Here is a 20,074-nt window from a genome sequence, read left to right on the forward strand (position 1 = left end):
CGTGCGACGGTGTGGATATGACGACCCCCACGCCGACCGCCCTCGCCGGATACGAGGAGGTCGCGGCGGAGTCGCCCGGCCGGGTGGTCCCGCTGCTGGAGGCCCTCTCGCGAGTGCCACCGGATGCGGTCCCTCTGCCCGGCGGCGGGCGAACGGCGGAGCGATTCGGCACGCTCTCGCGGATCGCGGCGATCGACCTGACGGCCGCGCGGGTGCTCGAACCGCACCTCGATGCGCTCGCGATTCTCGCTGAGGCCGGGCTCCCACACCCCGCGACAGGGACGACGTGGGGCGTGTTCGCGGCGGAGGCCCCCGGCACGGTCCTCGAAGCCGTGCGGAGTGCCGACGGATGGACGCTCGACGGCGTCAAGCCGTGGTGCTCGCTCGGCGGTCGCCTGACCCATGGTCTCGTCACCGCGAGCGTCGCCGACGAGCGGAGGATGTTCGCGGTCGACCTGCGCCAGGACGCCGTGACGGCCGAGCCGGCAGCCTGGGTCGCGCGCGGGCTCGCCGAGGTGGAGAGCGGTCCGCTCCGCTTCGAGAACGCCGCCGCTGAACCGGTGGGCGCGGCCGGTTGGTATCTGGATCGACCTGGATTCCGCTGGGGCGGCATCGGCGTCGCCGCGTGCTGGTGGGGCGGCTGCCTCCCGCTGTTCCGCGCCTTGACGAAGCGGGCCGCCGCCCCCGGGAATCCGCTCCTGGCCGCACGGGTCGGGGAGCTGTACCGCGCGCTGGAGTCGGGGCGCCTCCAGCTGGAGCATGCGGCCGGCCTGATCGACGCCGGAGCGGGAGGCGACGATGCGGCGGCGCTCGCCCACACCGTGCGCGGAACGGTCGCCGACGCGGTCGTGCTGACCCTCGCGGCCGCGCGCGACCTGCTCGGACCGGCGGCCCTCGCCTTCGACGAGGCGCACGCCCGCCGCGCCGCCGACCTCGAACTGTACGTGTCGCAGTACCACCGCGGCCGCGACGACGAGTCGCTCGCGAAGCGGCTCGCCCAGTTGGATGCGCGGTCCGTCTGGTGGTGAGCTTCGACCCGCGGACCGCCGTAACGGCCCCGGAAGCGTGGGAGGCGCTGGAGCAGTGGTCCGGTGTCCCCGCGTTCGACGAACAGCCGGACGAACTGATCGTCTTCTCCGCCCACCCCGACGACGAGACGCTCGGCGTCGGTGGTCTGCTCGCGCGTGCCGCCGGGGCCGGGATCCCGGCCCGGGTCGTGGTCGCCGCCGCGTGCGATGACGGAAGGCTGGATGAGTTGGATGCCGCACTCGCGTCCCTCGGCCTCCCCACGACTCCCGCGGCGCAGCCCGTCGTGCCGCTCGGCCTGCCCGACGGCGCCCTGAAACACCACACGGCTGACCTCCGCGCCGCGATCGCGGAGATCCTCGACGCGCCGTCGGAGGCGCGGAACCGCCTGGTGCTCGCGCCGTGGACCGGCGACCGGCACGGCGACCACCGGACCCTCGGGCGGGAGGTCGTCGCGGCCGCCCGCGAGCGCGGGCTGCGCATCCTGCTCTACCCGGTGTGGCTCTGGCAGTGGGGCACTCCGGCCGACGTCCCATGGCGGCGGGTGCGCGAGGTCGTCCTCGACGCCGGCGGGCGCAGCAGCAAGCGCACAGCTCTCGCCGCATTCGCCTCGCAGCTGCGAACCTCGCAGAACCCGGGAGGCGTGCTGGAGCCGGGCTTCGTGGCGCGTGCGGCCGACGGCCGCGAGGTCGTCATCGAGCCGCCCGAGCCGGCGGATCAGCACTTCGAGCGGATGCACCACGAACGCGACGACCCGTGGCGTGTCCGCACGCGCTGGTACGAACGGCGGCGACGGGCGGTGCTCGCCGCCTCCCTCCCCCGTGAGCGGTACGGCCGGGCCGTCGAGCTCGGCTGCTCGATCGGGGAGACGACCCTGGTGCTCGCCGATCGGTGCGACGAGCTCATCGCGGTGGACGGCTCCGGGTCGGCCGTGGAGGCCGCGGCGGAGCGGCTGCGCGACCGGCCGAACGTCGTGGTCGAGCGGATGCGCGTCCCGCAGGAGTGGCCGGTGGCCGCTGACCACGGCACCGACCTCGTGATCGTCTCCGAGCTGGCGTACTACCTCGCCGAAGACGAGTGGGATGCCGTCATCGACCGCATCGTCGGCTCCCTCGTGCCGGGCGGCGAGGTGCTGCTCTGCCACTGGACGGGCGACTCCGACGACTTCGCCCAGTCAGGAGAGGCAGCGCACGACCGGTTCCGCGAGCGCTCCCGTCTGCGACCTGCGGTCGTGCATCGCGATGAGGAGTTCGTGCTGGAGGTCCTGCGATGAGGCCCGCGATCCGTCGAGCGGTCGTCGTGATCCCCGCCCGCGACGAGGCTCCGACACTCGACGCGTGCCTCGCGTCGGTCGAGGCCGCCGGCGCGATCGTCGACGTGCCGACGGACATCGTCCTCGTGCTCGACGCGTGCACGGACGGCTCGGCCGCGATCGCGGCACGGCATCCTGCTGTTCGCACGGTGACCGTGGATTTCGGGAACGTCGGCCGCAGCCGTGCATTCGGCGTCGAGACGGCGCTCGCCAGCGGTAGACAGCGCCCGGAGAGAGTGTGGCTGGCGTTCACCGATGCCGACGGCACGGTTCCGCGCGGGTGGCTCGCCGAGCACCTGCGCGCGGCCCGGCACGCCGACGCTTACACCGGCGCCGTCGTCCCGGTGCTCGACGACCTCGACGCCGAGCGCCGCCGCGTCTGGGAGGACCGGCATCCCCGTGGTGCCACCCTCGGCCACGTGCACGGCGCGAACCTGGGGATGCGGGCATCCGCCTACCGCCGGGCCGGCGGCTTCCCGCCACTCGCCACCGCGGAGGACGTCCGCCTTGCCGCGCGGCTGCGGGAATCGGGCATCGTGATGCTGTCGTCCGAGCATGAGCCGGTCGTCACCTCCGCGCGGCTCCGCGGGCGGGCGCCGGAGGGGTACGCGGGCTATCTGGAGGCGCTGGCGGCCGACCGCTGACCGCGGTCACAGTTGGGTCACGTTCGGGCTTCCTTCGACCTACACCTAGGGGACGCACAGGCCGACTCCCTACGCTCGCCCGTTATGACGACGCAGCCGCTGAGACTCGGGCCGTTCGCCCGACGCCGCCTGGTCCGGCTGGCGCGCCGCGACGCGGCCACCGTCCACGACACCGAGGTGGATGCGGGCGACCGGACATCGCCGACCGTCGCCACCCTGCAGGCCAGGGCCGATGCCTTCGCCCGCCGCGAGGAGCAGCGCTTCTTCCGCAGCATGCGACGCGAGCTCACCGAGCACCGCGTCCTCACCTCCGCCCTCCGCTCCGACCTCGACACGTACGAGGAGCGGATCGACCGGCTTCCCGAGGGCGACCGGCTCCGCATCGCCGAAGGACAGGGCACCGCGTTCGAGGAGCTGCGGCGGCTGGAGCGGCGCATCCGCCGGGCACACCGGCGCAGCGACGAGCTCAGTGCCTTGATCAACGCGCGGTTCACCGCGGCGCAACTGCGGGCGGCACGGATGTTCGACCGCTCCGACGAGAAGGCCGCCGTGTACTGGGGCGCCCTCCGTCAGGCGACGTCGGGACGCGTATCCGCGCATCCACCCGCCCTGCAGCGTTCCGGCTGGCTCACCTCGCGCGGCACCGCCGTCGACGCCCTGCACCCCATCGCCGCAGCCCGAACCGCGGGCGAGGAGACCGCCGGCGTCGCCGCCGGCCACGACGACCACAACAGGAGGACCGATGCCTCGGCGTGACCGACTGACCGACTACCGCGTCCCCGCCACCGGCGGTCTCCGCCGACGGCTGCTCCGACGGCTGCGCCGCATGCGCCACGCCGTCGACGTCGAGACCCTGGAGGTGTTCGAGCACGAGCTCGCCGCGTTCGAGCGCGCCGGGGTCGCCGAGCTCGAGCGGCAGCGCACCCGCAACGTCGCAGCGGCCTCGGCCCGCGTCGCCGAAGCGCAGGCGCGGCAGGAGCTCATCCGCCGGGCGCTGCAACGGGCCGAGGACGACATCCGCCGGGCCGACCAGGACGTCGAGCGGCTCGACGCCAAGCTGGCCGGTCACGACCCCGACTTCCACTCCTACGCCTGAGAGGCCGCCCATGGCTCGCGACATCGTCACCCGCCCTCCGCGCCTGCGTCCCCACGTCGGCCACGTCTCCCCGTTCGCCCACGTCATGGTCTACGTGCTGCTCGTCGCCATGATCGCGGTGGACTACATCCTGCTCGCCCAGGCGCTGACGCTTCTGCTGCGCAACGACAGCCAGTACGGGTCGATCGGGCTGCAGATGTACGTCATCACGCTCGGGATCTCGCTCGCGGTCGTCACGCTGCCGCATGTCGTGGCCATCCTGCTCCGCCGCGTCCAGGCGGGCGTCATGTCGCGCAGGTGGATCATCACCTCGGTCGTGCTCGGACTGGTCTGGGCCGCCATCCTCGCCGCCATCACGATCGCCCGGATCAAAGCGGGCATCGACGCGCAGAACGCGGGCGGACTCACCGGGCTCGTGGGCGGCGAACAGACGGCCGCGCCCGCCGGGTTCTCGTGGACAGCGCCGGACACGATCATGGCGTTCCTCATGCTGGGTGTGCTGGCCACCTCCGGCGCCCTCAGCTTCGTCGTGGCGTGGCTGACGACGAAACCGCTCCTCACCGCGGCCGAGAAGGCGCACGCGCAGGCGGCCCGGCTGCGGTTGCTCCGCGACCGGCTGCACGGCGAGGCGGTCGCCGCGGAGGAGCGCACGCGCCTGGCCCTGCAGCTCGATGCGCACGACGCCGTCCGCTACACCGGCGCCCGTGTGACGTTCCACTCCCGGATGGATGTGGTGCGCGCCCAGCTCGCGACCCGCCTGGCGCAGCGCGAGCGCGACCCGGAGAGCACCAGCCAGATCATCCGCGAGCTGCGCGCCCGCCGCAGCGTCGAATCCCCGGACCTCGCCCCACCCCTGCCGCCCGGGGCCTCCGCATCCCCCACCTCCCCCGCCTCCCCCGCCTCCCCGACCTCCCCGACCTCCCCGACCGCGTGAAAGGCCCCCACATGCCCCACCTCCCCCCGTCGAGTACGCACGAATTGCACGCGACGCGCCACGAGAGCGGTCAGTCTTCGCGGACTCGACGGTGGGGGAAGCGCGGCGTGCGTGCGGGAGCAGTTGCAGGGGTCGTCGTGGCGGTCGTCGCGGGACTCGCAGCGTGCGCGCCGGCGACGGCATCCGGCGAGGCGTGCGACCAGTCGCACAAGCGCAACCTCGGGGTCGTCGCCGGGAGCACGGCGAATGCGCCGGCCGTGAGCATCCCCGCATCCGCGTCCGCCCAGCTGCAGGCAGCAGGCAAGACGAACGGCAGCGTGACCGTCGTCGTGCCGTCCGGCACCCCGCAGGTCATGGGCACGACCGCCCTCGGGTCGTCGGCTCAGGATGCGATCGTCTGCCAGAACGACCAGCGCACCAAGCTCACTCAGATCACCTCCTACATCGACGGTCTCAAGGCGTCGGCGCCGGAGGTCGACTACCTGGGCGCCATCGACCAGGCGTCGCGCAACCTCGGCAGCGACCCGATGGGCGTCATCGTCGTCGGCAGCGGGCTGCAGACCACCGACCCGCTGAACTTCGCCGGAACCGGCCTGCTCTACGCCGATCCGGCGCAGGTGGTCTCCGACCTCACCTCCCGAAAGCTGCTCCCGACGGACCTGAAGGGCGTCACCGTGTACTGGTCCGGGATGGGCGACACCGCGGGCGCGCAGCAGCCGTTGACCGTCCCCGCGCGCAGCAACCTGGAGGCGATCTGGTCCGCCGTGATCACGGCGGCCGGCGGAACCCTCTCCCTGCTGCCCGAGCCGGCCTCCGGGAACGCAGCCGCCGGGCTCCCGGCCGTGACCCCGGTGACCATCGAGCCGGTCGCCACGAAGACGGACTGGTCGAAACCCGTCGTCATCCGCAACAGCGAGCTGCTCTTCACCAAGGACACGGCGGACTTCTCCGACCCGGCCGCGGCCCAGAAGGTGCTCGCAACGCTCGTGCCCGCGATCGAGCAGAACGGCAAGCCGGTGACCATCACGGGCACCGCATCCAAGGACCAGGCGACCGACAACACCGCCGACACCGCGCTCTCGCTGAAGCGGGCGGATGCGGTCAAGGCGGCGCTGGTGGGTCTCGGCGTGCCCGCCACGCTGCTCCAGACCGCGGGGGTCGGCTTCGAATGGTGCGGCTGGAAGAAGGAGACCGACGCGTCCGGCGCGTACTCGGACGCCGTCGCCGAGCAGAACCGCACCGTCATCCTCACCTCGGCGGGCGTCGGGCTCTGCGGCTGACCGGGATGCGGCCGGCGGGAATCATCGAGAGTCCGTTCCGGTTCCGGCAGGTATGACGACAATCGGATTCATCGGTTCAGGACACATCGGCTCCCAGCTCGCCCGCCTCGCGGTCGCCCGCGGCTACGACGTCGTGCTCAGCAACTCGCGCGGCCCGGAGACGCTGAGCGGCCTCGTGGACGAGCTCGGCGAGCACGCCCGAGCCGCCACCCCGGCCGAGGCGGCCGCCGCCGGCGACATCGTCGTGGTCACGACCCCGCTCGCCGCCGAGGCGACGCTGCCGGTCGAGGAGCTGGCCGGCAAGATCGTCATCGACACGAACAACTACTACCCGCAGCGCGACGGGCACATCCCGGAGCTGGACGACGAGTCCACCACCGTCGCCGAGCGCCTGCAGAAGGTGCTGCCGACATCGCACGTCGTGAAGGCCTTCAACCACATCGGCGCCGCCGAGCTGACCAGCCAGAGCCTGCCCGCCGGCACCCCGGACCGCCGCGCCCTCATCGTCGCCGGAGACGACCCGGCCGCCCGCGAGCGCGTCGCCGCGCTGATCGACGAGTTCGGATTCGACACCGTCGACGTCGGCGCGCTGTCCGAGGGATGGCGCGCCCAGCGGGACACACCGGCCTACGTCCGCCGCTACGACGCCGCCGGCCTGCGTGACGCGCTGGCCGCCGCGAAGCGCTACCGCGACATGTGACAGGAGGCGGGGCGCGTCATCCCGTCGCGCCCCGACCCGTCAGCCCGCGCGCTGCGCGGTGACGAGCTCCACGGTCAGATCGGCGTCGTCGGCGTCGGCGGCTGCACGCGACGACAGGTAGCTGCCGCTGACGAACGCGATCGCGGCGAACACCAGGGCGATCACCAGATCCGCCCACTCGGTGGGGGTCAGATGCTGCAGCAGGCCGCCCGGACCCTCGGTGGCGTCGGAGGCGTCGGGCGCCACGAGCAGCCCCACGGCGATGGCGCAGACCGCCAGCGCGAAGCCCAGTACGTACCACGCGATTTCCTTCACCTTCCTAGCTAACCTCCGATCGCGGATCCTCTGAACCGCCTTGCGCAGGACCGATGGGGAGTGCTACAAGGCTCGCGCGGCACGCCCTCTGTACATTTGCACAGGAACGCAACACAATGACGTTACATGAGCCACCCTCATGTAATCCGCACGCCGGACCAGAGGCTGCGGATCTTCGTCTCCTCCACGCTGCAGGAGCTCGCCGCCGAGCGCCGGGCAGCGCGGACCGCCATCGAGCGGTTGCATCTCGCCCCCGTCATGTTCGAATTGGGCGCCCGGCCGCATCCTCCACGCGAGCTCTACCGCGCCTACCTGGAGCAGAGCGACGTCTTCCTCGGGCTGTACTGGGAGCGCTACGGCTGGGTCGCCCCGGACGAGGAGGTCTCCGGCCTCGAGGACGAGTACAACCTCTGCCCGACCGAGCTGCCGCGCCTGCTGTACGTCAAGAGCCCGGCCGACAACCGCGAGCCGCGCCTCGCCACGCTGCTTGCGCGCATCCGCGACGACGACCGTGCCGCGTACAAGTACTTCGAGACGCCCAAGGAGCTCGCGCAGCTGATCGAGAACGACCTCGCCACGCTGCTCGCCGAGCGCTTCGACCAGAGCCGCGCCCTCATCACCGCCGACGTGGCGAGCGACGCCGACCGCGTCGTGGAGCCCGTGCGCCTGCCGGTCCCGCTGACCGGGCTGGTCGGGCGGGAGGCGGACATCGCGGCGATCGGCGATCGACTCGCGCGGGGCACCCGCCTCGTGACGCTGGTCGGGCCCGGGGGCATCGGGAAGAGCCGGCTCGCGATCGCGGCGGCGCGTGCCGCCGCCCAGCACTTCGACGACGGCGCCGTGTTCGTCGACCTCTCGGCGGTGCACGACCCGCAGCGGGTACCGAACCGCATCGCTCAGGCCCTGGGCGTGCGCGACACCGGAGACGCGCCCATCCTCGACAACCTCGCGACGGCGCTGCGCGACCGCAGCATCCTGCTGGTCCTCGACAATTTCGAGCAGGTGCTGGATGCGGCGCCCCTGCTGACCGGCCTGCTCGCGGCCGCACCCGGCGTCGCTCTGCTGGTGACCAGCCGGACGCTGCTGCGGGTGAGCGCCGAGCAGAGCTACGACGTCGGACCGCTCGCCGAGGACTCCTCGGTCAACCTCTTCGTCGAGCGGGCGCACGCCGTGAAGCCCGACTTCGAGATCACCGCGGAGAACGCCGACGCGGTCGCCCGGGTGTGCACCGCGCTCGACGGCGTGCCGCTGGCGATCGAGCTCGCGGCCGCGCGCATCCGGGTGCTCTCCCCAGCTGAGCTGCTGGACCGCCTCGACCGTCGCCTCTCGGTGCTCGTCGGCGGGTCGCGCGACCTCCCGGAGCGCCAGCAGACGATCCGCCGCACCATCGAGTGGAGCACGCAGCTGCTGGCGCCGGAGCAGCGCCGCCTGCTCGCCCGGCTGGGGGTCTTCGAGGGCGGTTTCACGCTGGAAGCGGCGGAATTCGTGGGCGCGGACGGCGACGATGCCGCCGACGTGCTGTCCGACCTCGCCATGCTCGTCGACTCCAGCCTCGTCGCCCAGCACGACAGCGACGACCGGCCGCGCTTCACGATGCAGGCGATCGTCCGCGAGTACGCCAGAGAGCAGCTGCACGGCGACGGCGAGCTCGAGAGCGCCCGCGACGCACACGCCCGGTACTTCATCGACCTCGGCGCCCGGGCCCGGCTGCCGCTCAAGGGCGGAGGGCAGCGCGAGTGGATGCAGCGGCTCGGCGACGAGCGCGACAACCTCCGCGCCGCCGAGCGCTACCTGCTGGACGCCCGCGACTGGGATCGCGCCGCGGAGCTCGCCTTCAACCTCTTCCTGTACTTCTGGGTGATCGGCCTGCTCGGCGAGGTGCGCACGTGGATGGACGAGCCGCTCGAGTCGGGTGAGGCCCTCCACGACCGCACGCGCGCGGTCGCGCTCTACTTCACGCGGACCATCCGGTTCTGGAAGGACCCGGACGGACGCGTCGCCGCCGATCTCGCGGAGAGCGCCGACCTGTTCCGCCGCTGCGCCGACCGCTCCGGCGAGGCGATGGCGCAGATCTCCCTCGCCCTCGCGCTCCTCGCCGGCGAGAAACCGGACACCGACCGCGCATCGGACGTGATGGAGCGGAGCCTGCGGCTGTTCCGCGAGACCGGCGACGTGTGGGGCGAGGCGATGGCGCTCGTCCTCCTCGGCCGGGTGGCGCTGCTGCGGCAGGAGCTGCACGCCGCCTTCGAGCGGTTCGACGAGTCCCTCGCCCTCACGCAGCGGGCCGGGGATGCCGTCGGTGGCCGGATCGCCTCCTACCACCTGGGCTGGGCGCACCTCCTGCTCGGTTCGCCCGAGGACGCCAGGAAGGACTTCTCGCTGAGTGTGACCCTGTCCACGTCGCTCGGACACATCGAGGGGATCGCATACGGGCTCGAGGGCCTCGCGGCCGTGGCCGCCCTCGCCGGCGACGTCGAGCGGGCCGGGCGCCTCGCCGGGGCCGCACACGCGCTGCGGGAGCGGTCGGGAACCCACAACGGGCCGACGTTCACCTTCCACCAGCGGTACCTGGACCGCCTCGCCTCCGTGGCGCCGGCCGGGCGGCTGGCGGCCGCGGTGTCCGAGGGTCGCGAGCTCAGCGTCGAGCAGGCCGTCGCCGAAGCCCTCGCGGAGCCGAGCCTGAACTGAGCGCTCGTCAACGATGGGAGCCCCGGCACCAGAAGAGGCGCCGGGGCTCCGTCGGATCCCGGTTGGCGCACCCGAAACGCCGGCCGGGATGGTTCAGGGGGTCAGGCGATCAGCGCCTGCTCCTCGGCCGGTGCCGGTGCGACCCAGGCGCCGTAGACGGCGACGCGTGCGGACTCCAGCGTCCCGTACACGCCCAGCTCACGGCCGGTGCAGTCGGTGGCGACGAAACCGTCGTGGTTGCGGTCCACCATGCCCACGTACGCGGTCGGCGTCGAGGCGACCCAGAGGGCGGCCGCCGGCGAGTGCCACGAGACGTACTCGGTGGGCAGGTCGACGATTTCTGCGAGGGACTCGGCCATGGCTCTTTCCTAACTTCTCTTCCGTCGTGGTGCGATTCGAAGATCTAGTTAGATGATCGAACTACCCGCTCGGTGAAGCAAGAAAATCGGGGGGCCTTGTTTTCGCGAAACGCTTCCGCTATAAGCGCTGGGCCAGCCTCAACGACCCTGGTTCGGGCGCATCTCGGACTCCTCCATCACGATCATCCCGGAGGCCCTGCTGGCGGTCTGGATCATGGCCTCGATCCAGTCCTTGTTGAGGGTCGGGACCTTGGAGCCGGAGAAGAAGATGTGCAGGGGGACGCCGTTGTCGACCCAGACGGTGTGACGACCGCTGCCGAGCTCTGCCGGCACCGGCCAGGTGAGGAAGAAGTTCTCCCCGCGGCGGAGCTTGGTGCTGATCGCGATCTGCATGTGGAACAGCAGGCGGTCGTCGAGTTCGTAGCTTTCGCCGTCGTAGCGCAGTGTGCCCACGGATGCCTTTCCTCTGGTCGTTCGTGGCGCCTTGCGGCGCTGCTGCGAGCTTACCCGTCCGGAATACAGGTGTATCGTGACCGCGCGATAGTCTTCTACATCATCCCCACGGAAAGGATCGCCGCATGATCGTTCACCGCCTCACGGTCGATGGAAAGGACTACTTCCTCCCCGATCCGGTGGACGACCTGCGCGGGAAGATCCTCGAGGCCGTACGAGCCGGCGGCGGCTACGTCACCATCCCCCCGCTTCGCGGCGGCCCCGGCGTGGACGTGCTCTTCTCCCCCGGCATGCCGGTCACCTGGGCGCAGATCGAGGTCGACCCGCCCGCTCCCCGTCAGGAGGAGTCGCGCGTCGACATCGACTCGTTCGACGCACTCTGAGCACCGCTCACCGGACGACCTGGACGCGCTCGGCCTGACCACAGGCCGGGCGCGTTCTGTGTCAGGACTCGCGGGTGCGCATCCGGTACCACGAGAGCAGCGACGTGGCCGGTTGCGGGCGTGCGATCCAGTACCCCTGGGCACGGTCGCAGCCCGCGGCGGCCAGCCGGTCGAGCTGCCCGCGGCTCTCGACGCCCTCGCCGACGACGCGGATGCCGCGGCGGTGCGCCTCGCCGATGATCTGGGCGACCTCGTGAACCCGGTCATCCGCCTGCACCAGGCTCTTGTCGAGCTTCAGCTCGCTGGCATGCAGGGATTCGACCCGCGCGAACGACGAATGCCCTGTCCCGAAGTCGTCCACCGAGATCGTGACGCCGGCCGCGGCGAGCGCCTCCAGTGGAGCAGCGACCCGCTCGGGATGCTCGATGCTGTAGCTCTCGGTCACCTCGACGATCAGCGTCTCCGGGTCGCACCGGCCGGTCGCGAAGGCGCCCTCGAACATGTCGTAGAGGGAGGGATCCTCCAGCTGGGTCGCCGAGACGTTGACCGCCACATCGATGGTGCAGCCCGGGATGTACTCCGACGTCACGTCGGAGATGATCCGAGCCGTCAGCAGCGGGAGCAGCCCGGTCTTCTGCGCGACGTCGACGAAGACGTCGGGAGCGACCTCGCCGTGCTCCGGATGCGTCCAGCGAGCGAGCGCCTCCACGCCGACGACCGTGCCGTCGGCGACGTCGATCTGCGGCTGGTAGGCGGCCGTGACCTGGCGCTGCGCCAGCGCGATCTCGAAATCGCGGGCGAAGTCCTCGAGGGTCCCGTCCACCAACGTCACCTTCGTGATGATTCCCACGCCAGGCTGGGTTGTCAACTTTTGAGGGACCCCTTGCGGAGAACGGGGGTGTGGCGCTAGCGGGCGCGTCGGCGGCGGTGCCGCTGACCTCCCGCGATGCTCAAGAACGTCGCTGCGGCCGCCCCCGCGACCCCGGCGACCACCAGATCCACCGCCTGGACGACAGGCGACACCGCCTCGCCCACGGGCGCGAGCAGCAGGACGATCGCCGCGACAGCGACCGCTGCGGCGAATGCTCCCGCCGATGACAGACCGTACATGGCCCTTCCCCCTCCGGATGGCCTTCCCCCCCGAACGATCCGAAGCATAGCCAGTCCACAGCTTACGGGGCAGACCTGACTCGGCCTGTTCACCGAATCGTCATCACCGCATCCGTGGCGGTCCCCCGGTACTCCGCCGAGAGGAGGCGGTAGGAGCGGGTGAGGAACGCGCCGAGCGCCAGCGCGACCATGATGAGGCCGGAGACGAGGAACACGAGGGCGATCCCCCGCGCGCTGCCGTCGCCGAGGAGCCAGCCCCACGTCGCCGAGCCCGACTCGGACGCCATGTACGGGATGATCAGGAACTGCGCCACCGGCGCGATCAGGAACGCGGTGATCGGGGCCGCGGCCGACTCCAGCGCCTGCGCGAAACCGAACACGCGACCCTGCCGGGCGAACGGCACGATCTTCTGGATGACCGTCTGCTCCGACGCCTCCACGGCCGGGATGAGCGCCATGTACGCCCAGATGCCGGCCGCGTACAGCAGCCACCACTCACGGAGGGTGAAGGTCGCGCCGAGTAGTCCCATGATGGCGACCAGGATCAGCATGGTCCGGATGGGGTTCTTGCCGAGGCCGACCTTCGCCACGACCAGCCCGCCGATGATGAACCCGGTGGAGGCGACACCGAGGACGATGCCCCACACCTCCACGGCGAAGAGCTCGAGACCGTACGGGTCCATCAGCGCGAGGTAGACGCCGCCGATCAGGTTGTTGAACGTCGAGAAGATGATGAGGGCGAACAGTCCGGGCGCCTGGCGGATGGCCGCGATGCTCCCACGCAGGTCGACGGCCGACGCCGACGCGTCGCGCTCCGGGAGCTCCTCGGGGATGCGCAGCATGAGCAGGTGGAAGGCGGCCAGCCCGGTCAGGACGATCGCGATGACGAGCGTCCACCCCATCCCGAGCAGGCCGATCGAGAGGCCGCTGAACACGCTGGTGACGATGAAGGCGAGACCCTGGACCGTGCCGACGAGACCGTTGGCGTTGGCGTGGCGCTCGACGGGGACGAGCAGGGTGACCGTGGTCGACAGGGCGATGTTGCGGAGGTTCTCGACGACGGCGCCGAAGAGGATGATGCCCGCGAAGATCCAGAACATCGGGCCGCCCAGGTCGAGCAGCGCCTCCTCGGGGAAGATCAGATAGAGCACACCGGCGATCGAGAAGGACGCGAGCGTCAGCAGCGAGGCGAGCATCATGACGGACTGCTTGCGATGCCGGTCGACGATCGTGCCGAAGCCGATGGAGAACACCGCGACCAGGAGCATGTAGGCACCGCCTACGATGCCGGTCGCGAGCACCGACCGGGTCTCGAGGTAGACCCAGAAGGTCAGGGCGAACCAGAGGTAGCTCGTCGTGACGTTGGCCACGGCCGTGTTGACGAGCACCTGCGCGAAGGTGCGCATGCCCCGCTCAGCTGACGCCGCCGTCATACGCGAACCCTACCCGCCCCTCCGCCCCACCGTCGAGTACGCACAAACTGCACGCGGAACGCCGCGGGGATGTGCAAAGTTTGCGGACTCGACGGTGGTGCGGAGGGGCGCGAGAGGGTCAGGCGGCGGGCGGGAAGGGGACGGGGTAGGGCTCGGCGGCGTCGGCGGAACGCGAGACGGGCGCCCACGCGAGGTCGGAGGCCAGGAGGCGACGGTCCTGCGCGACGCTCATCTCGGTGGCGTTCACCCCGAGCGGGAGGTTCTGCGGGATGTCGTCGCTCTTGGCGAGGCGGACGAGGATCTCGGCCGCGCGGTCCGGGTCGCCGGCCGGTCCCTCGTCGGACTGACGGACCCGGCGGTTCATCGCGCCGACGGTGCTCTCGTATCCCTCGGGGATCTCGCGCACCTCCATCGACGAGCCCGCCCAGTCGGTGCGGAAGCCGCTCGGCTCGACGACGAGGACCTTCACCCCGAACGGAGCCGTCTCCGTCCGGAGCACGCGGCTGAAGCCGTCGATCGCGAACTTCGCGGCCTGGTAGGAGGCGATGCCGGGCGACCCGCCGACGCGCCCGCCGACCGACGAGAACTGGATGACGAGCCCCCCGCCCTGCGCACGCAGCAGCGGGATGGCCGCCTTGCTGATGTTGTACACGCCCCAGAAGTTGGTCTCGAACTGGGTGCGGAAGTCGGCGTCGTCCGTCGTCTCGATCGGCGACACGTTCGCATAGCCGGCGTTGTTGACGATCACGTCGAGCCGGCCGAACCGGTCGTATGCCTCGCGGAGCGCCTCGGCGGCGCGGGCGGGGTCGGTGACATCGAGCCGGAGCGGCAGGATGCGGTCGCCGAACTCGGCGACGAGGTCGTCGAGCTGTTCTGGGCGACGGGCGGTGGCGGCGACGCGGTCACCGGCGCGGAGCGCGGCGACGACGAGGGAGCGGCCGAAGCCGCGGGAGGAGCCTGTGATGAACCAAGTCTGTTCCATGACGTTAATGAAACACCGTTTCTTTAAATAATGCAACTCGGTTGCGCTAAACTGGCGGCATGACCCAGCAGGAGACGCGAGAGAGCGGGCAGCGACGAGCCCGATCCCCCGAGGCGAAAGCCGCCCGCGAGCAGGCGATCCTCGACGCTGCCCGCGCCCTCGGCCGCGATCGGGGCATCCGTACCGTCACCCTGACCGACATCGCCGACGCGGTCGGGATGCACAAGTCGGCCATGCTGCGGTACTTCGAGACCCGGGAGGAGATCTTCCTCCGGCTCACCGCCGAGGCGTGGCGGGAGTGGACGCCCGTGCTGTGCGAGCGGGTCCGTCGCGCCTCCACCGCCGACGGCGTCGCCACCGCCTTCGCCTCCACCCTCGCCGCGCGCGGAGCGTTCTGCGACCTGCTCGCGCAGGCGCCCCTGAACCTCGAGCGCAACGTCTCCGTCGAGGCCGTGCGCAGCTACAAGCTCACGAGCGGCGAGAGCCTCGCGGCGATCAGCGACGCGGTCCGGGATGCGCTCCCGGCCCTCTCGGACACCGCCGCACGCGATCTGGTCGCCGCCGCCACCTCCCTCGCCGGCACCTTCTGGCAGATCTCCACCCCGCCGCCGGAGATCGCCGAGCTCTACCGGACCGACCCGCGGCTCGGGCACGCGCTGATCGACCTGGAGCCGCGGCTCCGCCGCATCCTCCGCGCGTACCTGACCGGAGCGCTCGCCGACTGAGCGAGGCGTACGGTGTCGGCGTGACCGACGTTTCACAGGGCCCCTCCGGAGAGGACACCGCTCAGGGAACCGTGCGGCGCGCGGTCCGGCCTTCGCGGTCTGCATCGCCGTGGGCGCACTGACCATCCTCGATCTCTCCGGTGTGAACGTCGCGCTGCCGTCCATCCAGCGCTCCCTGCACGCCGACTCGACGCAGCTGCAGCTGATCGTCGCGGGCTACGCGCTCGCCTTCGGCCTCACGCTCGTGCCCTCCGGGCGCCTCGGTGACACCCGATCACGCCGGGCGATGTTCGTCATCGGCCTGGTCGGCTTCAGCCTCGCGAGCGCCCTCTGCGCGCTCGCCCCGAACATCCTCTGGCTGACCATCGCGCGCTTCGTGCAAGGGGCCGCGGCCGGCGTCCAGATGCCCCAGGTGCTCGGGATGATCCAGCAGCTCTACCGCGGACCGGAGCGCGGGCGCGCGTTCGGGGTCTTCGGTGCGATGGTCGGCATCGCCACGGCGATCGGCCCGAGCCTCGCCGGCTCCCTGATCGCGCTCGGCGGCGCGGAGGAGGGCTGGCGGCTGCTCTTCTGGTTCAACGTGCCGTGCGGAGCCGTCGCGCTCTTCTTCGCTCTGCGGTTCCTGCCGCGCAGGCAGGAGAGGCCCGCGGGAGGGACGCAGCTGGATCCGGTCGGGCTGATCCTGCTGGCCGGGGCCATCCTCGGCCTGATGCTGCCCTTCCTGCTCACCACGGGCTCCCCCACCGACGACCCGCTCCGCTGGCTGTGGCTCATCGCATTCGCGGCCTTCGGGTCGGCATTCCTCCTCTGGGAGCGCCGCTACGCGAAGCGCGGGCTCTCGCCGATCGTCCACCTCGACCTGTTCCGGCTGGCGTCGTACCGCAACGGCATCCTCATCGCCGCGGTGTATTTCGCCGGTCTCCCGGCGAGTTTCCTCGTCACCACCCTGTTCCTCCAGGAGGGGCTGCACGCTCAGCCGCTGGCCGCCGGACTGGTCAGCGTCCCCTTCGCCCTCGGCGCGGCGGTATCGGCGTTCATCGGGGGCCGTCTCGTCCAGCGCTTCGGACGCGCCCTCGTCGTCGTGGGGCTCGTCATCGTGATCGTGGGCATCGGCGCCCTGCTCGCCTCGGCGACCCTGGCACCGCCGGCCGCGGCGGAATGGCTGATGGCCGCATCCACCCTGGTCGGCGGCATCGGCGGCGGGTTCGTCATCTCCCCCAACCAGACGCTGACGCTCTCGGAGGTGCCGCCGGAGGAGGGCAGCGCGGCCGGGTCGATCGCGCAGCTGGGCCAGCGGGTCGGAACGGCCGTCGGCGTCGCACTGGTCACGGCGGTGTTCTTCGCGACCGTCCCGGGCGGCGGCGACCATCCGATCGATCAGTACCACCAGGCGGTCCGGGACGGCTACCTCGTCACCCTCGCGCTGCTCGCGGTCGCCCTCGTCGTCGGGTTGGTCGACCTCCGTGCCCGCAAGAAGGCAGGGAAGACCGGCGTCTGACCCGGCAGCCGTTCCCCGCAGAGCGCGCGTCACTCCGCCGATCGGCGCGACCGACGCCGTAGCCTATGCAAGTATTTACGCCCGTTCGGGGATGGGGTGGTTCCGATGGTCTCGCAGCTCGGGCGCGTGCGCGCGCTCACCGTGGCGGCGGCCGTGCTCGCGCTGGCGCTGGCCGGTTGCGCGCCGGAGTCCGGCGCCGACGCCGGGACCCAGACGCCGTTCCCGACGTCGACGCTCACCGCCAGCCCGACGCCGACGCCGACGGCCCCCGCGACGCAGACTCCCGCGCCGACGACCGGCCCGGATGCCACAGACGCGCCGGACGCCCCCGCACCGACCGGGGCGCCCGTCGACACCGCCGGGGCGAAGGCGCTGGCCGTGCAGGCGTGCCAGCAGGTCGCCGACGGCTTCGCCGCGACGCGAGTCGCCGCCGCGACGCCTCTCGCCGCCGCTGCCGCCGAGAAGGACGGCGTCTGGAAGCCGCTGGCCGCGAACCTCGCCTTCATCAATGCCAACCCCATCAATCCGGAGACCGGCGCGGGCCCGCAGAAGACGGTGGACGACTCCTCCGCCGTCGCACGCGACTGCTTCACGCTCGCCGGCGTCACCGTGAGTCAGGACTGACATGCGCCGCCTCCGCCGAACGTCCCTCCGCGTCGCCTTCGCGCTGATCGCGGTGCTCGTGGTCGCCGGGTTCTCCGCCGCAGCGCCCGCGCCCTCCGCCCGGGCCGCTCTCGCGCAGCCGGCGGAGAGCACGTGCGTCGAGACGTGCGTCGACGTGCCCGCGACGGCGCAGGCCGCCGCACAGAAGCTGCTCGAGGACTACAACCAGGGCACGCTCATCATCGAATGGGCCGAGCGCGCCATCATCCCGAACGAGTTGCAGCCGATCGCCAACGGCACCATCGGGCAGACACCGCAGTGCAACATCGACAAGCGGACGCTGCAGACGCTGGTGATCATCATCCGCAACTACGGCTCGGTGCAGGTGAGCGACCTCAACCGGCACTGCGCCAACGACGGCGTCGCCACCTGCGCGAGCAACCCGACCTCCCGCCACTGCACGCCGCCGGGCGCGCCCAACGCGATGGACCTCACCTACATCGGCTCCGCCAGGACGCGCGGCAACGACGGTCCGACGAACATCCTGCTCCCGTTCCTCGACTCCTTCCTGCCGGCCGGATCGCGCGCCGGGCAGGCCTCGGGGGCCGACGGCTGCGGGGCGTACTGGATGCCGCCGCTGCGCAACATCTCGCGCTTCGCCGACTACTGCACGCACATCCACATCGACTTCGGATCGTCGACCGGTGAGCTCCGCGGCCTGACCCGCTCGGGCGGCTGACCCGCTCGGGCGGCTGACCCGCTGCGCCTACTTCACCGGGTCGACGGGGTTGGTGCGCCCGACGATCAGCGGATCGACCGGTGTGAACGGGAACTGCGGCAGTTGCGCCTCCGGCACGCCGAACGCCGACGACAGCACCTCCCGCGAGAAGGCGGATGCCGTGGCGCGGTATCCGATGTCACCCGGCGTCGGCTGGTCGAAGAAGATCAGGAAGTGGATGCCCTCGTCGCCCAACGCCTCGATGTGGTGCGGGTACGCGCGCGGGATGAAGTAGGCGTTCCCGGGCTCCAGCTCGTACGTGTCGAGCGAGCCGTCCGGGTCGAGCACCGTCATCCGCGCGTGCCCGCTCTGTACGTACCCGAGCTCGGCCGTGACGGGATGCCAGTGCGGCTCGCGCATCCCGGTGTTCGCGATCTCGAGCGAGTACATGGAGAGGTCGTCGAGCGCCGCCCAGAACTGCTTACGGGCGAGCCGCGCGCTGCCGTACGCGTACGAGAGCGGTGGATTCTGCCCCGCGGCATCGAACAGGTGGGCGTTCGGCAGGCCGGCGGTGTCCGGGATGCGGGCCGGGCCCTCCCGACGCACGATCTGCTGCGCGTCGTGCCGGTCGAAGGCGGCGAACGCCGACGACGGAAGGTCGTAGGTGTTGCCGAGCACCGCATCCGTCATCGCATTGAAGCTGTTCTGCAGCGAGAAGTGCGCCGGACGCGAGGTGCGGAGGGAGGCGATGATCTCCGCGGTCTCCTCCCCCACGTTCTCGATGTGGTAGATCGCGCCGGACGCGACGTGGTACATCTGCCCCGCCGTCACGACGAATGACGCGAACTCGTCCGCGTTCGCCAGCATCGACACCAGCACCGTCCCGCGCACCACGTAGGCGATCTGGTTCGCGTTCACGTTCCACTGCGGCTCGCGGACGCCGCCCGGTTCGAGGACGATGCGCTTGAGCGACATGCGCTTCAGGATCGGGAAGTCGTCGGCGGTGAGCTGCGAGATGCTGCCGAAGTCGTTCTCGTAGGTGTCTGTGGCATCGGTGAGCGAAGCGACGTGCGGCGAAGTCGTGGGCATGCGGGTCTCCCTGTCGATGGTGTTGTGTCACCGTCACGCTAGGGGCGACCGGGCCGTCAGGACAACGCTTGTGTTGGCACGCCTACTGCGGGTAAGGCGTCTCGCCGCGCTCGAGCATCCCGATCAGCTTCGCCAGCCGGTTGCCGCGGGTGGTCGCGTTCGGTGCGGTGGTCACCCGCCACAGCACGGCGTAGCGGTTCTGGGCGTTGAGCCGCTCGAACGTGGCCGTTGCCGCCGGTGAGGCCTCGAGCGCGGCCACCAGATCCTCGTGCATCTCGATCCGCCCGGCGCCCGCGTACGCGCGTTCCCAGCGACCGTCCGCCTTGGCCCGATCGATCTCCGCCTGCCCGGCCGGCCGCATCCGCCCCTCGGCGATCAGCGTCTCGACGATGCCGATGTTGCGCTCCGACCACAGCGAGGTCTTGCGCCGCGGGGTGTACCGCTGCACGAAGGTCGTGTCGTCGCGGGATCGGCGCTGCCCGTCGATCCAGCCGCTGCAGAGTGCCTCGATCAGGGCCTCCTGATAGCCGAGGGACGTCGGGTCGGTGACGCCCTTCTTGGCGAGCACCAGCCACACGCCGTCGGAGCTCTGCTCGTTCTCGTCGAGCCAGGCGCGCCACGCCGCCTGGTCGGCGACCACCAGGGGTTCGGGAGCTGTTCGCTGCGGGTCGTCGGCCATGCCCCGATCGTAGGGGCGACCGCCGACGCCGGGCGGCGGCGTGGCCG

General features: G+C 71.4%; 23 protein-coding genes. 14 read left to right on the forward strand and 9 right to left on the reverse strand.

Going from position 1 to position 20,074, the window contains the following annotated elements:
- Nucleotides 1-17 precede the first annotated feature (17 nt).
- The 8 genes from H284_RS0104310 to H284_RS0104345 all read left to right on the forward strand — a co-directional run bounded on the left by H284_RS0104310 (nt 18) and on the right by H284_RS0104345 (nt 6,992).
- Complete coding sequence (locus H284_RS0104310; protein WP_231371065.1) at nt 18-1,028, forward strand: acyl-CoA dehydrogenase family protein; 1,011 nt, start codon at nt 18-20, stop codon at nt 1,026-1,028.
- Entirely contained in the window at nt 1,022-2,299 is a 1,278-nt protein-coding gene (locus tag H284_RS0104315; protein WP_020075290.1) for a PIG-L family deacetylase, read from the forward strand. The genes H284_RS0104310 and H284_RS0104315 overlap by 7 nt, the downstream gene beginning before the upstream one ends.
- Nucleotides 2,296-2,982, forward strand: coding sequence for a glycosyltransferase family 2 protein (locus H284_RS0104320; RefSeq protein WP_020075291.1), 687 nt, complete (start codon nt 2,296-2,298; stop codon nt 2,980-2,982). The genes H284_RS0104315 and H284_RS0104320 overlap by 4 nt, the downstream gene beginning before the upstream one ends.
- A gap of 84 nt (nt 2,983-3,066) precedes the next feature.
- Nucleotides 3,067-3,738, forward strand: coding sequence for a hypothetical protein (locus H284_RS0104325; protein WP_020075292.1), 672 nt, complete (start codon nt 3,067-3,069; stop codon nt 3,736-3,738).
- Nucleotides 3,725-4,078 (forward strand): hypothetical protein, encoded by a 354-nt coding sequence (locus H284_RS0104330; protein WP_018190258.1) that lies wholly within the window; start codon nt 3,725-3,727, stop codon nt 4,076-4,078. The genes H284_RS0104325 and H284_RS0104330 overlap by 14 nt, the downstream gene beginning before the upstream one ends.
- 10 nt (nt 4,079-4,088) lie before the next feature.
- Entirely contained in the window at nt 4,089-5,012 is a 924-nt protein-coding gene (locus H284_RS0104335) for a hypothetical protein (protein WP_020075293.1), read from the forward strand.
- Nucleotides 5,013-5,149: 137 nt separating this feature from the next.
- Nucleotides 5,150-6,292, forward strand: a complete 1,143-nt coding sequence (locus H284_RS0104340) for an OmpA family protein (RefSeq protein WP_020075294.1) — start codon at nt 5,150-5,152, stop codon at nt 6,290-6,292.
- Nucleotides 6,293-6,344: 52 nt separating this feature from the next.
- Nucleotides 6,345-6,992, forward strand: coding sequence for an NADPH-dependent F420 reductase (locus tag H284_RS0104345; protein WP_020075295.1), 648 nt, complete (start codon nt 6,345-6,347; stop codon nt 6,990-6,992).
- Between the two features lie 39 nt (nt 6,993-7,031).
- Here H284_RS0104345 and H284_RS0104350 read toward each other — a convergent pair whose 3' ends face one another.
- Nucleotides 7,032-7,307, reverse strand: coding sequence for a hypothetical protein (locus H284_RS0104350; protein ID WP_020075296.1), 276 nt, complete (start codon nt 7,305-7,307; stop codon nt 7,032-7,034).
- A gap of 126 nt (nt 7,308-7,433) precedes the next feature.
- Here H284_RS0104350 and H284_RS0104355 point away from each other — a divergent pair, with 126 nt between their 5' ends.
- Nucleotides 7,434-9,995 (forward strand): DUF4062 domain-containing protein, encoded by a 2,562-nt coding sequence (locus tag H284_RS0104355; protein ID WP_029042813.1) that lies wholly within the window; start codon nt 7,434-7,436, stop codon nt 9,993-9,995.
- A gap of 101 nt (nt 9,996-10,096) precedes the next feature.
- On the opposite strand, the gene H284_RS0104360 is transcribed toward H284_RS0104355, so the two are convergent.
- Both H284_RS0104360 and H284_RS0104365 read right to left on the reverse strand, forming a co-directional pair.
- Nucleotides 10,097-10,354 carry a hypothetical protein gene (locus tag H284_RS0104360; RefSeq protein WP_018190253.1) on the reverse strand — a complete coding sequence of 86 codons (258 nt, stop codon included), beginning with the start codon at nt 10,352-10,354 and terminating at the stop codon, nt 10,097-10,099.
- Nucleotides 10,355-10,492: 138 nt separating this feature from the next.
- Nucleotides 10,493-10,807 (reverse strand): DUF7882 family protein, encoded by a 315-nt coding sequence (locus tag H284_RS0104365; protein ID WP_020075297.1) that lies wholly within the window; start codon nt 10,805-10,807, stop codon nt 10,493-10,495.
- A gap of 125 nt (nt 10,808-10,932) precedes the next feature.
- Here H284_RS0104365 and H284_RS0104370 point away from each other — a divergent pair, with 125 nt between their 5' ends.
- Nucleotides 10,933-11,190 (forward strand): hypothetical protein, encoded by a 258-nt coding sequence (locus H284_RS0104370; protein ID WP_018190251.1) that lies wholly within the window; start codon nt 10,933-10,935, stop codon nt 11,188-11,190.
- Between the two features lie 61 nt (nt 11,191-11,251).
- On the opposite strand, the gene H284_RS0104375 is transcribed toward H284_RS0104370, so the two are convergent.
- The 4 genes from H284_RS0104375 to H284_RS0104390 form a co-directional block, all read right to left on the reverse strand.
- Entirely contained in the window at nt 11,252-12,040 is a 789-nt protein-coding gene (locus tag H284_RS0104375; RefSeq protein WP_020075298.1) for an EAL domain-containing protein, read from the reverse strand.
- 56 nt (nt 12,041-12,096) lie between these two features.
- Complete coding sequence (locus H284_RS0104380; RefSeq protein WP_018190249.1) at nt 12,097-12,300, reverse strand: hypothetical protein; 204 nt, start codon at nt 12,298-12,300, stop codon at nt 12,097-12,099.
- Nucleotides 12,301-12,389: 89 nt separating this feature from the next.
- Nucleotides 12,390-13,733 (reverse strand): MFS transporter, encoded by a 1,344-nt coding sequence (locus H284_RS0104385; protein ID WP_020075299.1) that lies wholly within the window; start codon nt 13,731-13,733, stop codon nt 12,390-12,392.
- A 118-nt stretch (nt 13,734-13,851) separates the two neighbouring features.
- Nucleotides 13,852-14,715 (reverse strand): SDR family NAD(P)-dependent oxidoreductase, encoded by an 864-nt coding sequence (locus tag H284_RS0104390; protein WP_020075300.1) that lies wholly within the window; start codon nt 14,713-14,715, stop codon nt 13,852-13,854.
- Between the two features lie 59 nt (nt 14,716-14,774).
- On the opposite strand from H284_RS0104390, the gene H284_RS0104395 reads away from it, so the two are divergent.
- From H284_RS0104395 to H284_RS0104410, 4 genes are all read left to right on the forward strand, one after another.
- On the forward strand, nt 14,775-15,440 hold the full coding sequence (locus tag H284_RS0104395) for a TetR/AcrR family transcriptional regulator (RefSeq protein ID WP_020075301.1): 666 nt from the start codon (nt 14,775-14,777) through the stop codon (nt 15,438-15,440).
- A gap of 109 nt (nt 15,441-15,549) precedes the next feature.
- Nucleotides 15,550-16,938, forward strand: coding sequence for an MFS transporter (locus tag H284_RS0104400; protein ID WP_020075302.1), 1,389 nt, complete (start codon nt 15,550-15,552; stop codon nt 16,936-16,938).
- A gap of 105 nt (nt 16,939-17,043) precedes the next feature.
- Nucleotides 17,044-17,562 carry a hypothetical protein gene (locus H284_RS0104405; RefSeq protein ID WP_018190244.1) on the forward strand — a complete coding sequence of 173 codons (519 nt, stop codon included), beginning with the start codon at nt 17,044-17,046 and terminating at the stop codon, nt 17,560-17,562.
- Between the two features lies 1 nt (nt 17,563).
- Nucleotides 17,564-18,280 carry a hypothetical protein gene (locus H284_RS0104410; protein WP_018190243.1) on the forward strand — a complete coding sequence of 239 codons (717 nt, stop codon included), beginning with the start codon at nt 17,564-17,566 and terminating at the stop codon, nt 18,278-18,280.
- Between the two features lie 27 nt (nt 18,281-18,307).
- On the opposite strand, the gene H284_RS0104415 is transcribed toward H284_RS0104410, so the two are convergent.
- Entirely contained in the window at nt 18,308-19,348 is a 1,041-nt protein-coding gene (locus H284_RS0104415; RefSeq protein WP_020075303.1) for a cupin domain-containing protein, read from the reverse strand.
- A gap of 82 nt (nt 19,349-19,430) precedes the next feature.
- A complete protein-coding gene (locus tag H284_RS0104420; protein ID WP_020075304.1) occupies nt 19,431-20,027 on the reverse strand; it encodes a YdeI/OmpD-associated family protein in 597 nt (198 codons plus the stop codon).
- Nucleotides 20,028-20,074: the final 47 nt, after the last annotated feature.

The sequence above is a fragment of the Cryocola sp. 340MFSha3.1 genome (assembly GCF_000383315.1).
Classification (GTDB): domain Bacteria; phylum Actinomycetota; class Actinomycetes; order Actinomycetales; family Microbacteriaceae; genus Leifsonia.

Excerpts from the sequence above, each read along its gene's own strand:
- H284_RS0104310 (WP_231371065.1), top strand. The coding sequence starts at position 18 with ATGACGACCCCCACGCCGACCGCCCTCGCCGGATACGAGGAGGTCGCG.
- H284_RS0104320 (WP_020075291.1), top strand. The coding sequence starts at position 2,296 with ATGAGGCCCGCGATCCGTCGAGCGGTCGTCGTGATCCCCGCCCGCGAC.
- H284_RS0104325 (WP_020075292.1), top strand. The coding sequence starts at position 3,067 with ATGACGACGCAGCCGCTGAGACTCGGGCCGTTCGCCCGACGCCGCCTG.
- H284_RS0104330 (WP_018190258.1), top strand. The coding sequence starts at position 3,725 with ATGCCTCGGCGTGACCGACTGACCGACTACCGCGTCCCCGCCACCGGC.
- H284_RS0104335 (WP_020075293.1), top strand. The coding sequence starts at position 4,089 with ATGGCTCGCGACATCGTCACCCGCCCTCCGCGCCTGCGTCCCCACGTC.
- H284_RS0104345 (WP_020075295.1), top strand. The coding sequence starts at position 6,345 with ATGACGACAATCGGATTCATCGGTTCAGGACACATCGGCTCCCAGCTC.
- H284_RS0104355 (WP_029042813.1), top strand. The coding sequence starts at position 7,434 with ATGAGCCACCCTCATGTAATCCGCACGCCGGACCAGAGGCTGCGGATC.
- H284_RS0104360 (WP_018190253.1), bottom strand. The coding sequence starts at position 10,354 with ATGGCCGAGTCCCTCGCAGAAATCGTCGACCTGCCCACCGAGTACGTC.
- H284_RS0104370 (WP_018190251.1), top strand. The coding sequence starts at position 10,933 with ATGATCGTTCACCGCCTCACGGTCGATGGAAAGGACTACTTCCTCCCC.
- H284_RS0104380 (WP_018190249.1), bottom strand. The coding sequence starts at position 12,300 with ATGTACGGTCTGTCATCGGCGGGAGCATTCGCCGCAGCGGTCGCTGTC.
- H284_RS0104385 (WP_020075299.1), bottom strand. The coding sequence starts at position 13,733 with ATGACGGCGGCGTCAGCTGAGCGGGGCATGCGCACCTTCGCGCAGGTG.
- H284_RS0104390 (WP_020075300.1), bottom strand. The coding sequence starts at position 14,715 with ATGGAACAGACTTGGTTCATCACAGGCTCCTCCCGCGGCTTCGGCCGC.
- H284_RS0104395 (WP_020075301.1), top strand. The coding sequence starts at position 14,775 with ATGACCCAGCAGGAGACGCGAGAGAGCGGGCAGCGACGAGCCCGATCC.
- H284_RS0104405 (WP_018190244.1), top strand. The coding sequence starts at position 17,044 with ATGGTCTCGCAGCTCGGGCGCGTGCGCGCGCTCACCGTGGCGGCGGCC.
- H284_RS0104410 (WP_018190243.1), top strand. The coding sequence starts at position 17,564 with ATGCGCCGCCTCCGCCGAACGTCCCTCCGCGTCGCCTTCGCGCTGATC.
- H284_RS0104415 (WP_020075303.1), bottom strand. The coding sequence starts at position 19,348 with ATGCCCACGACTTCGCCGCACGTCGCTTCGCTCACCGATGCCACAGAC.
- H284_RS0104420 (WP_020075304.1), bottom strand. The coding sequence starts at position 20,027 with ATGGCCGACGACCCGCAGCGAACAGCTCCCGAACCCCTGGTGGTCGCC.